The organism is Marmoricola endophyticus (assembly GCF_014644415.1).
Lineage (GTDB): Bacteria > Actinomycetota > Actinomycetes > Propionibacteriales > Nocardioidaceae > Marmoricola > Marmoricola endophyticus.
This window is the reverse complement of the sequence record NZ_BMKQ01000001.1, coordinates 1684225-1699703: the sequence shown is the minus strand read 5'-3', so window position 1 is coordinate 1699703 and position 15479 is coordinate 1684225. Positions and strand designations below refer to the sequence as shown.

Genomic DNA, 15479 nt, shown 5'->3' with positions numbered 1-15479 from the left:
CGATGGCCAACCTCACCTCCACCCTGCGGTCCACGTACCAGCGCCCGCTGAAGACCCTCGACGTCCTGGGCGAGCAGCTCTCCTTCTACCTGCGCGCGCTGGCCTGGTCGCCGCGCACGGTCACCCGGTACAAGAAGGAGGTCCTGCGCCTGCTGGCCGAGACCACCCTCGGGTCGGGTGCGCTCGCGGTCATCGGCGGCACGGTCGGCGTCATCACGGCGCTGGCGTTCTTCACCGGCACCGAGGTGGGCCTGCAGGGGTACGCCGCGCTGAACCAGATCGGCACCGCCGCGTTCTCGGGCTTCCTCTCGGCGTACTTCAACACCCGCGAGATCTCGCCGCTGATCGCCGGCATCGCGCTCGCGGCGACCGTCGGCTGCGGCTTCACCGCGCAGCTCGGCGCGATGCGGATCTCCGAGGAGGTCGACGCGCTCGAGGTCATGGCGATCCCGTCGCTGCCGTACCTCGTCACCACGCGGATCATCGCCGGGCTCATCGCGATCATGCCGCTGTACGTCGTCGGCCTGCTCTCGTCGTACTTCGCGACCCGTCTGACGGTGACGACCTTCTTCGGCCAGAGCAGCGGGACCTACGACCACTACTTCAACCAGTTCCTGCCACCGGGCGACGTCTTGTGGTCCTTCGGCAAGGTGCTCGTCTTCGCGGTGGTCGTCATCCTCATCCACTGCTACCACGGGTACACCGCCTCCGGCGGCCCTGCCGGCGTGGGCGTCGCGGTGGGTCGCGCAGTGCGGACCTCGATCGTCGCGGTCAGCGTCATCGACCTCTTCCTGTCCATGGCGATCTGGGGCGCGAGCACGACGGTGAGGCTGGCCGGATGAGGCAGATGGTGCGTCAGCGGACGCTGGGCGTGGTCTTCGTGGTGCTGCTCCTGGTGGCGGTGTGGTTCGTCTACGCCATCTTCAACCAGAAGTTCACCTCCTTCGACAAGGTGTCGGTCAAGACCGACAACGTCGGGCTGAACCTCCCCGAGAAGGCCGACATCAAGATCCGGGGCAAGATCATCGGCCAGGTCCTGGACATGAAGAGCGACGGGGACGACGGTGCGGAGCTCACGCTCGGCATCCAGCCCGACCAGATCGGCGACGTCCCTGCGAACGTGACGGCGGCGCTGCTGCCGAAGACCCTGTTCGGTGAGAAGTACGTCAGCCTGGAGGTCCCGGACGACCCGGAGTCGACGGCGCTGGCCACCGGCGACACCATCACCCAGACGGTCCTGCCGACCGAGGTCGAGGAGCTGCTCAACGACCTCTACCCGCTGCTGCGCACGGTCCAGCCGGCCGAGCTGAACTACACGCTGAACGCGATCGCGACCGCGCTCGAGGGCCGGGGCAACGCGATCGGGGAGAACCTCGTGACGCTCGGGCGCTACCTCAAGCGGATCAACCCCGAGGTGCCGCAGCTGACCGAAGACCTCGGCAAGCTCTCGACCGTCTCCGACACGTACGCCGACGTGCTCCCGTCGCTGGCCCAGACCCTGCGCAACACGGTGAAGACCGGGAACACCCTCGAGGGGCGAGAGACCCGCCTGCGCCAGTTCCTGCGCAGCACCACCGGCCTGTCGAACACCGCCGAGCGCGTCCTGAGCGACAACGAGGACAACCTGGTCCGCGTCGGTCAGGTCAGCCGGCCCACCGTCGACCTGCTGAAGACGTACTCGCCCGAGTTCCCGTGCCTGCTGAAGGGGCTGGCCAACATCGCGCCGAAGCTCGGCACGACGTTCCGCGGCTACACGTTCCACATCAACGTCAACCTGATCCCGAGCCAGCCCCGGACCTACAACGCCGGCGACGTCCCCGTGTACGGCGCGAAGAACCCGCCCTACTGCGGCACACTGCCGACTCCTCCGTACAGCTCGACCAACCCGTTGCAGAAGATCCCCAACTTCAACGACGGCACCACCGACAACGACGACCTCCGCAGCAACCCGTCGCGGAACCGCGCCTCGACGGGCTACGGCGACGCCAAGGTCGTCGTGGGCGGCAACGCGCAGGAGAAGGCGGTCGTCAGGTCGTTGGTGGCACCGGCGATGGACCGTCCCGCCGACGAGGTCGGCGACGTCGCGACGCTGCTCTTCGGTCCGCTCGCCCGGGGGTCGGAGGTGAGCTACCGATGAAGCTGCTGGACAAGAAGACCGCCGGCGACACGACCCGCCTGGTCGTCTTCATGGTCGTCACCGCGCTGGCCACCGGGTTGCTGGTCGTGGTGATCGGCAACTTCACCTTCGGGTCCAAGACCACCTACAAGGCGATCTTCTCCGACTCCACCGGACTGGTGAAGGGCGACGACGTCCGGATCGCCGGTGTGCGCGTCGGGAAGGTCAAGGGCATCGAGGTGCACGACCGGAACCAGTCCGAGGTGACCTTCGACGTGCTCAAGACCTCGACGGTGACCAGGTCGTCCGAGGCTGTCATCAAGTACCGCAACCTGGTCGGCCAGCGCTACATCTCGCTCAGCGAGGGGGTCGGGGACACCGGACGTCAGCCGACCGACCAGACCATCCCGATGTCGCGGACGAAGCCGGCGCTGGACCTCACGGTGCTCTTCAACGGCTTCAAGCCGCTGTTCGCCGCGTTGACCCCGGCCGACATCAACAAGCTGTCGTACGAGGTCATCCAGGTCTTCCAGGGGGAGGGGGACACGGTCTCCCAGCTCCTGGCCAGCACCGCCTCGGTGACCCAGACCCTGGCCAGCCGGGACAAGGTCATCGGCGAGCTGATCACCAACCTCAACGACGTGCTGACCACGGTGGCCAACCGCGACGGCGAGCTGACCAGCCTGATCCTCCGGCTCAAGGAGTTCATCGGCGGCCTCAAGGACGACCGCCAGGCGATCCTCGGGTCGCTGGACGGCATCTCGTCGCTGGCGGTCCAGACCTCGGACCTGGTCACGGACGTGCGTCCCGGACTGGTGCAGGACATCAAGCAGCTGCGGCGGGTCACCGGCAACATCAACGCGCAGGGAGCCTCGGTCGACAAGCAGCTGCAGATCCTGCCGATCAAGCTCCGCAAGATCGGCCGGACGGCGATCTACGGGTCGTTCTTCAACTTCTACCTGTGCCAGCTCTCGGGCTCGGTCAAGCTCGTCGACGGGCTTCCGGACCTGAAGATCCCGTTCCCGGGCGGTGGCCAGCGCTGCAACGCCTCCGTGCTCACCGGCGGCAACGCGGAGAGGACGGCGAACTGATGGCGACCCCGTTCCGCGAGCGCGACCCGGTCAAGATCGGGTTCGTCTCCATCCTGGTCCTGGCCCTGCTGATGCTGGCGGCGTTCAACGCCAGCAAGCTGCCGCTGATCGGCGGCGGGGACGTCTACTACGCCAACTTCTCCGAGGCGGGCGGTCTCACCACGGACAACGAGGTCCGCATCGCCGGCGTGCGCGTCGGCAAGGTCGACTCCATCGACCTTCGCGGCGGTCACGTCCGGGTCGGGTTCCGGATCGAGGACGGCTCGAAGTTCGGACCCGACTCCAGCGCGTCGATCAAGATCAAGACGCTGCTCGGCCAGGAGTTCCTCGCCGTGCAGCCGCAGGGCAAGGGGCAGATGAAGGAGGGCAGCACCATCCCGATGAGCCGGACGACCTCGCCCTTCGACGTGGTCGACGCCTTCTCCGGTCTGTCGGACACGGTGCAGGACATCGACACCGACCAGCTGGCGCAGTCGCTCGACACCCTGGCCTCGGTCACCAAGAACACCCCCGAGTCGCTCCGCGGCACGCTCAAGGGCCTCTCGGCGCTCTCGGACACGGTGGCTTCGCGCGACGCCGAGATCAACACGCTGCTGAAGAACACCCGACGGGTCGCCAAGGTCCTCGACGCGCGGGACGGCGACATCGTCACGCTGCTCGACGACGCGAACACCCTCCTCCGGGCGCTCGTGGCGCGGCGCGAGGCGATCCACAACATCCTGGTCTCAGCGACCCGGCTCTCCAAGGAGCTGACCACGCTGGTCCGCCAGACGCGGGCCGACCTCAAGCCGACCCTGAAGTCGCTGGACGGCACGGTGCAGATCCTCAACCGCAACCAGACCAACATCGACCAGGCGCTGCGCTCGCTGGCACCGTTCATCCGCGTGTTCGGCAACACGCTCGGCAACGGCCCGTTCTTCGACGTGATCATCCAGAACCTGCCGATCGACACCTCCCAGCTGTCGACGCTGACGGGAGGGACGACCCCGTGAAGCTCATCGCCAGCAAGCTCGGCATCGTCGCCGTGATTGCCGTCCTCGCCCTCGTCGTCGGGCTCGTCCTGGTCTTCTGGCCGAGCGGCGGCAAGGACACGATCACCGCGGACTTCCCGCGCACGGTCTCGCTCTACGAGGGCTCGGACGTGAAGATCCTCGGGGTGCCCGTCGGCAAGGTCGACAAGGTGCAGCCGCGGGGCACCGACGTGCGCGTGACGATCAGCTGGGACGACAAGTACTCCGTGCCCGCGGACGCCAAGGCGGTGCTCATCTCGCCGTCGATCGTCGGCGACCGCTACGTCCAGCTCACGCCGGCGTACAAGGGCGGGGCGAAGCTCCGCAACGGCGCGCACCTCGACGAGGACCGGACCGCGACCCCGGTCGAGCTGGACACGATCTACTCCAGCCTCACCCAGCTCTCGACCGCGCTCGGCCCGAAGGGCGCCAACAAGCCGGACGCCTCCGGGGAGGGGGCGCTGACCCGGCTCCTGCAGTCGACCGCCGCCAACTTCGGTGGGCAGGGGGAGCAGGTCAACCAGACCATCGGCGACATCGCCAGGCTCAGCCAGACCCTGGACGACAACAAGGACGACCTCTTCGGCTCGGTGCGGGAGATCGAGGGGTTCGTCAACACCCTGGCCCGCAACGACACCACCGTGCGGCAGTTCAACGACGCGCTCTCCCAGGCCTCGGACCTGCTGGCCGGCGAGCGCAACGACCTGGCCGCCACGCTGCGCAGCCTCTCCACGGCCCTGGTCGACGTGCGCGGCTTCGTGCGCGACAACCGCTCGCTCCTCACCAAGAACATCGCCGGCCTGCGGAGGGTGACCGACACCTTCGTGAAGCGGCGCTCGGAGCTCGACGAGGTGCTCAAGGAGGCGCCGTCGGCGCTGAACAACCTCGGCCTGGCCTACAACCCGGCTCTCGGCACCCTCGACACCCGGACCAACCTCCTCGACGCGCTCAACAAGCCCGGCGGTCTCGCCGGTTCGCTGTGCCAGGGGCTGGGGGTCGCGGGGGAGGAGTGCCAGCGACTGCTCGACGCCATCGGCGGCGGTGCGCTGCCGATCGGCAACGTCGCCAACGGCAGGGCGCCCGCACTCAAGCGCAGCTCGACGCCCACCCAGGCACTGGACTCGTACGTCGACCGCAGCCTCGGCGGACTCGTGGAGGAAAAGCGATGAGGGCGACTCGGCCGCCGCGACGGTTCCGGCGAGGGATGGCAGCGGTGTCCGCCTGCCTCGGGCTCAGTCTGGTGACCGGCTGCTCGGGCTCCGTCTACGACCTGCCGCTCCCCGGTGGGCCCAGCGTCGGGGACTCCCCGATGACCGTGCACGTGCGCTTCCGCGACGTGCTGGACCTGGTGCCCAACTCCCTGGTCAAGGTCAACGACGTCAGCGTCGGCAAGGTGACCGCCATCGACCTCAAGGGCTACACCGCGGACGTCACGCTGGAGCTGCCGAAGGGCACCGACCTGCCGGACAACGCGCAGGCGCAGATCCGGCAGACCAGCCTGCTCGGCGAGAAGTTCGTCTCCCTGGCCCCTCCCGCCAGCGGTGCCGAGGGGCGCCTGCAGGGCGGCGACACCATCCCGTTGTCCCGCAGCGGTCGCAACCCCGAGGTGGAGGAGGTGTTCAGCGCCCTCTCGCTGCTGCTCAACGGCGGCGGCGTCGCCCAGCTGCGCACCATCGCCCAGGAGCTGAACAACGCGGTCGGGGGCCGCGAGGACGAGGTGCGCGACACCCTCGAGCAGCTCAGGCAGTTTACAGGACAGCTCGACGCCCGCAAGCAGCAGGTGGTCGACGCCATCGACTCGCTCAACCGGCTCGCGGTGGCGGCGAAGAAGCAGGACTCCACGATCAAGCTGACCCTCGACGAGCTGCCGAGCTCGATCGCGTCCATCAACTCCCAGCGCGCGGATCTCGTCAAGACGCTGCGGGCCCTCGACAACCTCTCCGACGTCGGCGTGCGCGTGATCCGCAAGACCAAGGCCGACACCGTCGCCACGGTGAACGACCTCGGACCGGTGCTCGACAAGCTCGCCGATGCCGGGTCGGCGCTGCCGAACTCCATCCAGGTGGCGCTGAGCTACCCCTTCGTCGACGAGGCGGTGGGCGGCAGCCCGCAGGTGGCACGCAACATCCACCTCGGCGACTACGTGAACCTCAGCGCCACGCTGGACATCGACGCGGGTCTGCTGGGTGACGGGTGCAAGTTCGTCGTCGGCGTCATCAGCCAGGCACTCAGCAGCGCGGGGCTCAGCGGCAACGCGCTCGGACAGGCTGTGAACGCGGTCCTGGGCCAGCTCGTGGCGAAGAACGGTGCCTGTGACCAGTTCCAGGCCGGCTCCCAGGCGCTGCTCAACGCACTGAAGCCGATCCTGACCGCGCTCGCGCCGGCGCTGAAGATCGGCGAGGCCGGCCTGCAGCAGGTGCTGGACGCTCTCGGCGGTCTGCTGGGCAACGGCGGGGCGGGCCAGGTCATCACCAACCCGCAGACGTCGCAGCAGTCCGCGCCGCTCTCCGGCCTGACCCAGCGTCGCTCCAACGGCGGAGGGGTGCTCGGCGGTCTGGTGGGCGGTGGCTCGTCGAGCGGCACCGCCAAGAAGAACCCCGGTTCCGCATCCCCGCAGACCGGATCGGGGTCGGGGGCGACCTCGTCTTCCTCTGGTGGCGGGTGGCTGAGCGGACTGTTCGGCCTGGGCCGCGCCCCGACGGGCTACGACGTCGCCGACGCCGTACGAGACGGCAACGGCCGCAAGGGTGACCCGCTGAACGGGCCCGCCGGCACCGCCGCAGAGCTCGGCTACAACTCGACGCTGGGGGCGCTGCTCCTGCAGGGGGTGTCCACGAAGTGATCACCGCACGGACCAAGACCCAGCTGATCGTCTTCGCCCTCATCACGATGATCGGGGTGGCCTTCGTCGGAGCCCGCTACGCCCGCCTCGACCGGCTTTTCCTGACGACCGACTACAAGGTCACCGCCCAGTTCCCCGACTCCGGTGGGATCTTCACCGGGGCCGAGGTGACCTACCGGGGGGACCGGATCGGCCAGGTCACCGCGCTCGAGCTGACCAAGAAGGGCGTCGACGTCGTGCTGTCGATCGACAAGGGCGACGACACCATCCCGGCCGACACGGTCGCGCAGGTCGGCAACAAGTCGGCCGTCGGCGAGCAGTACGTCGACCTCCAGCCGCGCACGGACTCCAAGCCGTACCTGAAGGACAAGTCGGTGATCCCGTCGAAGGACACCGAGATCCCCACCTCGACGGTCGCACTCCTCGACTCGGTCGACGGTCTGGTCAAGTCGGTGCCCAAGGACGACCTGAAGACCACCGTCGACGAGCTCGGCACCGCCTTCGCAGGCACCGGCCGGTCGCTGGGCCAGATCATCGACACCTCGAACGCGTTCATCGGCGAGGCCAACGCGAACTTCGACGTCACCACCGCGCTGATCCGCGACGCCGACACGGTCCTCGGCACGCAGATCGACAAGACCTCGGCGCTGCAGAACTTCTCCCGCAACCTGGAGCTGTTCAGCAACACCCTCGCCGACTCCGACCCCGACCTGCGCAAGGTCATCGACAACGGCGGCGCCACCGCCGACCAGCTACGCACCTTCCTCGAGCAGAACGAGGTCGAGCTGAACCGGCTGCTCAGCAACGTCGCCACCACGGGCCAGGTGTTCGTCAAGCACCTCAAGGGCCTGCGCCAGCTCCTGGTGATCTACCCCTACGTCGTCGAGGGCAGCTACTCCGTGCTCGCCAAGACCGACCTGGACAGCGAGGGCACCAGCGGGCAGCAGTACAACGCCCAGTTCGGTCTCGTCCTCACCCAGGGCCCGGTCTGCTACAACGGCTACCAGACCGAGCGGCGCAAGCCCGATGGCGGCTACAACGATCCCGACGGACGCGCCGACATCCCGATGAACGACAAGGTCAGGTGCGCCGACAAGCCGAGCGTGTCCAACGCGCGTGGCTCGCAGAACGCCCCCGAGGGGCGGGCCGCGACGTCGTACCGCGCGCCTGTGGTGGCCACGTACGATCAGGGAACGGGCAAGGTCGACTGGACCGACCGGGCACCCGGCAGCGACGTCACCTACTCGGGCGGCGCGGCCAAGACGCTCGGTACCAAGGACTCGTGGAAGTGGCTGCTGCTCTCGCCCGTGGCGGCCGATCAGGAGTAGCCAGTGACGAAGGACAGCACCGACGTCGACGACGCGGTGCCCGACGAGGGCGCCGCGCAGGAGTCGCGACCGCGACGACCGTGGTGGTTCTACGCCGTCCCCGCCCTGCTGGCGGTGCTGCTCGTCGCCGGTGTCGCGGTCGGCGCGGTGATGTTCACCCGCGAGCGGTCCGACCAGAGTGCGGTCGAGGACCGTCAGGACGCGATGGACGTCGCCCAGCAGTTCACGCTGCGGCTGGACGCGCTGAACTACAAGGACCTGGACGAGTACCAGGAGCGGGTCGGCGAGCTGCTCACCACCAAGATGAAGTCGGACTTCACCAAGAACTACGACCAGTTCGGCAAGGTGCTCCAGGCGATCCAGATCACCAGCAAGGGCGAGATCCGTGCGTCCGGCGTCCAGGACATCGACGACGACTCGGCCACGGTCCTCGTCATCCACGACGTCGCCGTCACCTCGAAGGGGTGCGTGCAGCCGCCGTACAAGCGGATGCAGGTCAGCCTGCAGAAGGTGAAGGGCAAGTGGCTGGTCAGCGACTTCACCGAGGACGTCCCGGGGTGCCAGGCATGAGCGCCCGGCGGACACCGAGCGTCTCCTACTACGACGTCCTCGGCGTCGACCGGGACGCCAGCCCGGAGACGATCAAGAAGGCGTGGCGCGAGGCCACCGACAAGTTCGAGCCGGGCAGCGGCAGCGGGCAGTTCCGGCTGTTCAGCGACGCCGCCGACACCCTGCTGGACCCGACCCGGCGCGAGGCGTACGACGCCGAGCTCGACGGGGAGGGCGGCGACGGAGACGTCGTACCGACGACGGTCGCTGCTGCTCCGGCCGCGTCGACGGAGGCCGCGTCGCCGTGGACCACGGTCGACGACCCGGACGCGTCGGAGGAGTCGACTGAACCCGCGGTGGCAGCTGAGCAGAAGCAGAAGGCCCCGCGCTCACGACCATCGCGGTCCTGGGTCCTGCTGACGACCGGGCTCGCGGTGCTGGTCGTCGCCGTGGCCGTCCTGGCCGGGATCGCCTGGTCGAAGCAGCACAAGGCCGCCGAGTCGCAGGATGCCGGTGAGGAGGCCTCGGCCGCGGCCGAGCGCTCCCTCGGCCCGGTGCTCTCCTACGACTACCGGCAGCTGAAGGCCGACCGGGCCCGGGCGCTGCCGTTCCTCTCGGACAAGTACCGCAAGGAGTACACCTCCACCTTCGACCAGCTGATCGAGCAGTCGGGGACCGGTGACCCGGGGCCGGCCGCGAAGACGCAGGCGGTGGTCAAGGCGTCGGTGCAGAACGTCGGGGTCGCGGCCGCGGACCCCGACCGCGTGCGCCTGGTCGTCTTCCTCAACCAGACCACGACGAAGGCCGGCGGGGACCCGTCGTACTCGCTGAACCGGCTCGTGGTGACGATGACCCACGCGGGCAACTCCTGGCTGGTCGACAACATCGTCAGCTACTGAGCGGCTACGACTCGTCGGTCGGGGGCCGGTGGACGTAGCCTCGTCGCCATGTCCAGCTCGGTCGTCGTCGAGGACCTGGTCAAGCGCTACCCGAAGCGATCGAGCAACGCCGTGGACGGCCTCTCGTTCACGGTGCGGGCCGGCGAGGTCTTCGGTCTCCTCGGCCCGAACGGTGCCGGGAAGACCACGACGATCGGTGTGCTCACCACCCGGGTCCGGCCGACCGGCGGTCGGGCCAGCGTCGGGGGTGTCGACGTGGCTGCGGACCCGGTGCGCGCGCGCACAGTGCTCTCGGTCGTCCCTCAGCGGGCGAACCTCGACCGCTCGCTCAACGCCCGGCAGAACCTGCTCTTCCACGCGGCGTACCACGGCATGGGCCGCGCCGACCGTGCACGTCGGGCCGACGAGCTGCTCGACCGGATGGGGCTCGGAGACCGGGGCAAGGGCAAGGTCGACCAGTACTCCGGCGGGATGGCCCAGCGGCTGCTGATCGCGCGCGCGCTCATGCACCGGCCGCAGGTGCTGTTCCTCGACGAGCCGAGCACGGGGCTGGACCCGCAGGCCCGGCTCTTCGTCTGGGACCAGGTGCGTGAGCTGCGCGAGGCCGGCACGACCGTCGTCGTCACCACCCACGACATGGACGAGGCGGCGCAGCTCTGCGACCGGGTCGGCATCGTCGACCACGGGTCGCTGCTCGCGCTCGATACGCCGGCGGCGCTCACCCGGTCGCTGCCGGGGCAGGCGACGCTCGACCTCACCGTGAGTGCCCCGGCGGGCGGCGCGCAGACGCTGGGGGAGACGCTGGACGCGCTGCCCGGCGTACGACGCCGTGAGGACCTCGCCGCCCCCGACGCGGAAGGGCAGCGCCGGGTCCGCCTCTACCTCGACGGGGAGGGCGCCGCGGTGATCGGGCCGGCCGCCGAGACGATCACCCGGGCCGGCGCGACGCTGAGCGACGTCAGCGTCGGTGAGCCGACCCTCGAGGACGTTTTCATCTCGCTGACGGGCAGGGACCTGCGATGACCACGGCCGGTGATCCTCTCCCGCGAGCGTCGGTCGGCCGCGCGTTCCTCGGGCTGCTGCTGCGCGACGTCTTCGTGACCGGCCGCGAGCTCGGGGCGTTCCTCGCGCAGGTGCTGCTCCAGCCGATCTTCCTGCTCTTCGTCTTCGGCAAGGTGCTCGGCGACCTGGGCTACGTCCAGGGCGGCTTCTCCCAGGTGCTCCTCCCGGGTGTCATCGCCTTCACGGGCTTCCTCACGGCACTGCAGAACACCGCGCTGCCGCTGGTCATCGACTTCTCCTACACCAAGGAGATCGAGGACCGTCTGCTGGCGCCGCTACCGACCTCGCTGGTCGCCGTCGAGAAGATCCTGTTCGCGACGCTGCGCGGCTTGGTCGCCGCGGTGGTGATGTTCCCCCTCGGCGTGCTGATCCTCGGCTCGGTCTCGTTGACCTGGTCGGCGGTCCCGATGGTCGCGGTCGGCCTGGTGCTGGGCTGCCTCGTCGGTGCCGCGCTCGGGCTGGTGCTGGGCACCCTGGTCACCGCCCAGAAGATCAACGTGGTCTTCGCGGTCGTGCTCACACCCCTGCTCTTCACCGGCTCGACGCAGTTCCCCTGGACCCAGCTCGACTCGCTGCGCTGGTTCCAGGTGGTCTGCGCCTGCAACCCGTTGACGTACGTCGCCGAGCTCCTGCGCGGTGAGATGGTGCCGGCGGTCGGCTCGATCGCGGCCTGGGTGTGCGTCCTCGCCCTGCTCGGCTTCCTCGTCGTGCTCACCGCGGTCGGCCTGCGCGGTTTCGACCGCCGGGCGATCGACTGAAGAGGAACGGCCCACAGGCGCGCGGCGTGGTGCTTGACCGGCCGGGGGCGGCGTCGCATAGTGGTCGCAGCTCAGCACCGGCGCCCTCGGGCGCGGAAGGCAAGGCTCCGCCCCCGGTCAAGGGTTCGTGGAGCCGGCCTTGTGCTGGCCTGTGGACGTGGGCTACTATCAGCGTTTGCGCCCGCCTTCAGATGCTTCCTGCCTGCCCGGTGGCCGGTTGTGGTCGGTCGGCGCCTCTTCTCCCTCGACGTGAGCCTCGGAAGGATCCCCTTTGGCCGCCTCGCGCAACACCAGCACGTCCAGCTCCACCTCTGCCGACTCCGGCATCACCCCGCCGCCCCGGCTCTCCTTCGCGAAGATCTCCGAGCCGCTCCAGGTTCCCCAGCTCCTCGCGCTCCAGACCGACAGCTTCGACTGGCTGATCGGCAACGAGCGCTGGCAGGAGCGGGTCGCCGAGCGGCAGGCTGCGGGGGAGGACGTCTCGACGAAGAACGGTCTGCAGGAGATCTTCGAGGAGATCTCGCCGATCGAGGACTTCTCCGAGACGATGTCGCTGTCGTTCGACAACCCGGTGTTCTACGACCCGAAGTACACCGAGGAGGAGTGCAAGGAGAAGGACTTCACCTACTCCGCGCCCCTCTACGTCTCCGCCGAGTTCACCAACGGCGAGACCGGTGAGATCAAGGGCCAGACGGTCTTCATGGGCGACTTCCCCCTGATGACCCGCAAGGGCACCTTCATCATCAACGGCACCGAGCGCGTCGTCGTCTCCCAGCTCGTGCGCTCGCCGGGCGTCTACTTCGAGCGCAACGCGGACAAGACCTCGGACAAGGACATCTACACCGCTCGGGTGATCCCGTCGCGCGGTGCCTGGCTGGAGTTCGAGGTCGACAAGCGCGACCTCGTCGGCGTCCGCCTGGACCGCAAGCGCAAGCAGAACGTCACCGTGCTGCTTAAGGCGCTGGGCTGGACCAACGAGCAGATCCGCGAGGAGTTCGGCCAGTACGAGTCGATGATGCTCACGCTGGAGAAGGACAACACCGAGACCCAGCGCGACGCCCTGCTCGACATCTACCGCAAGCTGCGCCCCGGCGAGCCGCCCACGGAGGAGGCCGCGCAGACCCTGCTGGAGAACTACTATTTCAACCCGAAGCGCTACGACCTCGCCAAGGTCGGCCGCTACAAGGTGAACAAGAAGCTCGGGCAGGCCGAGGCGTTCGACCAGCAGCGGCTGACCATCGACGACATCGTCGCCACCATCCGCTACGTCGTCGAGCTGCACGCGAACGAGTCGGAGTTCACCGACGCGTCGGGCACGGTCGTCACCAACCCGGCCGGCGAGCCGATCGAGCTCAGCCCCGACGACATCGACCACTTCGGCAACCGCCGGATCCGTACGGTCGGCGAGCTGATCCAGAACCAGCTCCGCACCGGCCTGGCCCGCATGGAGCGGGTGGTCCGCGAGCGGATGACGACCCAGGACGTCGAGGCGATCACGCCGCAGTCCCTGATCAACATCCGTCCCGTCGTGGCCGCGCTGAAGGAGTTCTTCGGGACCTCCCAGCTCAGCCAGTTCATGGACCAGACCAACCCGATCGCTGGTCTGACCCACAAGCGGCGCCTGAACGCGCTCGGCCCGGGTGGTATCTCCCGTGACCGCGCGCAGATGGACGTCCGCGACGTGCACACCTCGCACTACGGCCGGATGTGCCCGATCGAGACTCCCGAGGGCCCGAACATCGGCCTGATCGGCTCGCTCGCCTCGTACGGCCGGATCAACCCGTTCGGGTTCGTCGAGACGCCGTACCGCGTGGTCAAGAACGGTGTGGTCACCAACGAGATCCACCACCTGACCGCCGACGAGGAGGAGTCGAAGATCATCGCCCAGGCCAACGCGCGCCTGGACGAGGACGGCAACTTCATCGACGAGCGGGTGCTGGTCCGTACCCGCGGTGGCGAGGCCGTCGACCTGCCCCGCGACGAGGTCGACTTCATGGACGTCTCCCCGCGCCAGATGGTGTCGGTGGCGACCGCCCTGATCCCGTTCCTCGAGCACGACGACGCGAACCGCGCCCTGATGGGTGCGAACATGCAGCGCCAGGCGGTGCCGCTGATCCGCAGCGACTCCCCGACGGTCGGCACCGGCATGGAGTTCCGTGCCGCGGTCGACGCCGGCGACGTGGTCACCGCGCAGGCGCCCGGCGTGGTCACCTCGGTGACCGCCGACGCCGTCGAGGTGATGAACGACGACGGGACGCACCGCACGTACCGGCTGCAGAAGTTCACCCGCTCCAACCAGGGCACCTGCATCAACCAGCGTCCGCTGGTCGAGGCCGGCGCGCGCGTGGTGGACGGCAGCCCGATCGCCGACGGTCCGTGCACCGACGACGGAGAGATGGCGCTGGGCACCAACCTGCTCGTCGCCTTCATGCCGTGGCAGGGGCACAACTACGAGGACGCGATCATCCTCTCCCAGCGACTGGTGCAGGAGGACGTCCTCACCTCGATCCACATCGAGGAGCACGAGGTCGACGCCCGCGACACCAAGCTGGGCCCGGAGGAGATCACCCGCGACATCCCGAACGTCGGCGACGAGACGCTGGCCGACCTCGACGAGCGCGGCATCATCCGGATCGGCGCGGAGGTCACCACCGGTGACATCCTCGTCGGGAAGGTGACCCCGAAGGGCGAGACCGAGCTGACCCCCGAGGAGCGCCTGCTGCGCGCGATCTTCGGTGAGAAGGCGCGCGAGGTGCGCGACACCTCGATGAAGGTCCCGCACGGCGAGTCCGGCACCGTCATCGGCGTCCGCGTCTTCGACCGCGACACCGACGACCCCGACGAGCTGCCCCCGGGCGTCAACCAGCTGGTCCGGGTCTACGTCGCCCAGAAGCGCAAGATCTCGGTCGGTGACAAGCTCGCCGGGCGCCACGGCAACAAGGGCGTCATCGCCAAGATCCTGCCGATCGAGGACATGCCGTTCATGGAGGACGGCACCCCGGTCGACGTGATCCTGAACCCGCTCGGTGTCCCGCGACGGATGAACATCGGCCAGATCCTCGAGATCCACCTGGGCTGGCTGGCCAAGCAGGGCTGGGACCTCAACCTGTCCGACGACAAGGACGACTCGGCCTGGAAGCAGCGGCTGATCGACATCCACGCCGAGAAGGCCGAGGCCGACAGCAAGGTCGCCACGCCGGTCTTCGACGGTGCGCGCGAGGACGAGATCGTGGGCCTGCTCGGCTCCACGCTCCCCAACCGCGACGGCGAGCGGATGGTCAAGGAGAACGGCAAGGCCAGCCTGTTCGACGGTCGGTCCGGCGAGCCGTTCCCGGACCCGGTCTCGGTGGGCTACATGTACATCCTCAAGCTCCACCACCTGGTCGACGACAAGATCCACGCGCGCTCGACCGGGCCGTACTCGATGATCACGCAGCAGCCGCTGGGCGGTAAGGCCCAGTTCGGCGGCCAGCGGTTCGGTGAGATGGAGGTCTGGGCGATGGAGGCGTACGGCGCCGCCTACGCCCTGCAGGAGCTGCTGACGATCAAGTCCGACGACGTGCCCGGTCGGGTCAAGGTCTACGAGGCGATCGTCAAGGGCGAGAACATCCCCGACTCCGGCATCCCCGAGTCGTTCAAGGTGCTCGTCAAGGAGATGCAGTCGCTGTGCCTGAACGTCGAGGTGCTGAGCCAGGACGGCTCGGCCATCGAGATGAAGGACGCCGAGGACGACGTGTTCCGCGCCGCCGAGGAGCTCGGCATCGACCTGTCCCGCCGCGAGCCCAGCTCGGTCGAAGAGGTGTGAGGTCCGCCTCGCCGCCCGG

12 protein-coding genes are annotated in these 15479 nt (G+C 68.7%); all 12 read left to right on the top strand.

All coding sequences use genetic code 11. From position 1 onward, the window contains the following. The first annotated feature begins 2 nt into the window (after nt 1–2). Nucleotides 3–842: an MlaE family ABC transporter permease gene (locus IEX42_RS08250; protein WP_188779349.1), complete on the top strand. Its 840-nt coding sequence runs from the start codon at nt 3–5 to the stop codon at nt 840–842. Next, nucleotides 839–2137: an MCE family protein gene (locus IEX42_RS08245; protein ID WP_188779348.1), complete on the top strand. Its 1299-nt coding sequence runs from the start codon at nt 839–841 to the stop codon at nt 2135–2137. The genes IEX42_RS08250 and IEX42_RS08245 overlap by 4 nt, the downstream gene beginning before the upstream one ends. Then, complete coding sequence (locus tag IEX42_RS08240) at nt 2134–3207, top strand: MCE family protein (RefSeq protein WP_188779347.1); 1074 nt, start codon at nt 2134–2136, stop codon at nt 3205–3207. The genes IEX42_RS08245 and IEX42_RS08240 overlap by 4 nt, the downstream gene beginning before the upstream one ends. Further along, nucleotides 3207–4199: an MCE family protein gene (locus IEX42_RS08235; protein ID WP_188779346.1), complete on the top strand. Its 993-nt coding sequence runs from the start codon at nt 3207–3209 to the stop codon at nt 4197–4199. The genes IEX42_RS08240 and IEX42_RS08235 overlap by 1 nt, the downstream gene beginning before the upstream one ends. After that, nucleotides 4196–5386, top strand: a complete 1191-nt coding sequence (locus IEX42_RS08230) for an MCE family protein (RefSeq protein WP_229660710.1) — start codon at nt 4196–4198, stop codon at nt 5384–5386. The genes IEX42_RS08235 and IEX42_RS08230 overlap by 4 nt, the downstream gene beginning before the upstream one ends. Nucleotides 5387–5421: 35 nt before the next feature. Next, nucleotides 5422–7059, top strand: coding sequence for an MCE family protein (locus tag IEX42_RS08225; protein ID WP_188779345.1), 1638 nt, complete (start codon nt 5422–5424; stop codon nt 7057–7059). Further along, nucleotides 7056–8387, top strand: a complete 1332-nt coding sequence (locus tag IEX42_RS08220) for an MCE family protein (protein ID WP_188779344.1) — start codon at nt 7056–7058, stop codon at nt 8385–8387. The genes IEX42_RS08225 and IEX42_RS08220 overlap by 4 nt, the downstream gene beginning before the upstream one ends. A gap of 3 nt (nt 8388–8390) precedes the next feature. Next, entirely contained in the window at nt 8391–8957 is a 567-nt protein-coding gene (locus IEX42_RS08215) for an Rv1363c family protein (RefSeq protein WP_188779343.1), read from the top strand. After that, the gene (locus IEX42_RS08210) at nt 8954–9835 is read left to right on the top strand and encodes a J domain-containing protein (protein WP_188779342.1); all 882 of its coding nucleotides are present in this window, start codon (nt 8954–8956) and stop codon (nt 9833–9835) included. Before IEX42_RS08215 ends, IEX42_RS08210 begins: the two co-directional genes overlap by 4 nt. Before the next feature lie 48 nt (nt 9836–9883). Then, complete coding sequence (locus IEX42_RS08205) at nt 9884–10858, top strand: ABC transporter ATP-binding protein (protein WP_188779341.1); 975 nt, start codon at nt 9884–9886, stop codon at nt 10856–10858. Continuing rightward, on the top strand, nt 10855–11655 hold the full coding sequence (locus tag IEX42_RS08200; protein ID WP_188779340.1) for an ABC transporter permease: 801 nt from the start codon (nt 10855–10857) through the stop codon (nt 11653–11655). Before IEX42_RS08205 ends, IEX42_RS08200 begins: the two co-directional genes overlap by 4 nt. A 271-nt stretch (nt 11656–11926) precedes the next feature. Next, on the top strand, nt 11927–15460 hold the full coding sequence (gene rpoB / locus IEX42_RS08195; protein ID WP_188779339.1) for a DNA-directed RNA polymerase subunit beta: 3534 nt from the start codon (nt 11927–11929) through the stop codon (nt 15458–15460). Nucleotides 15461–15479 lie beyond the last annotated feature (19 nt).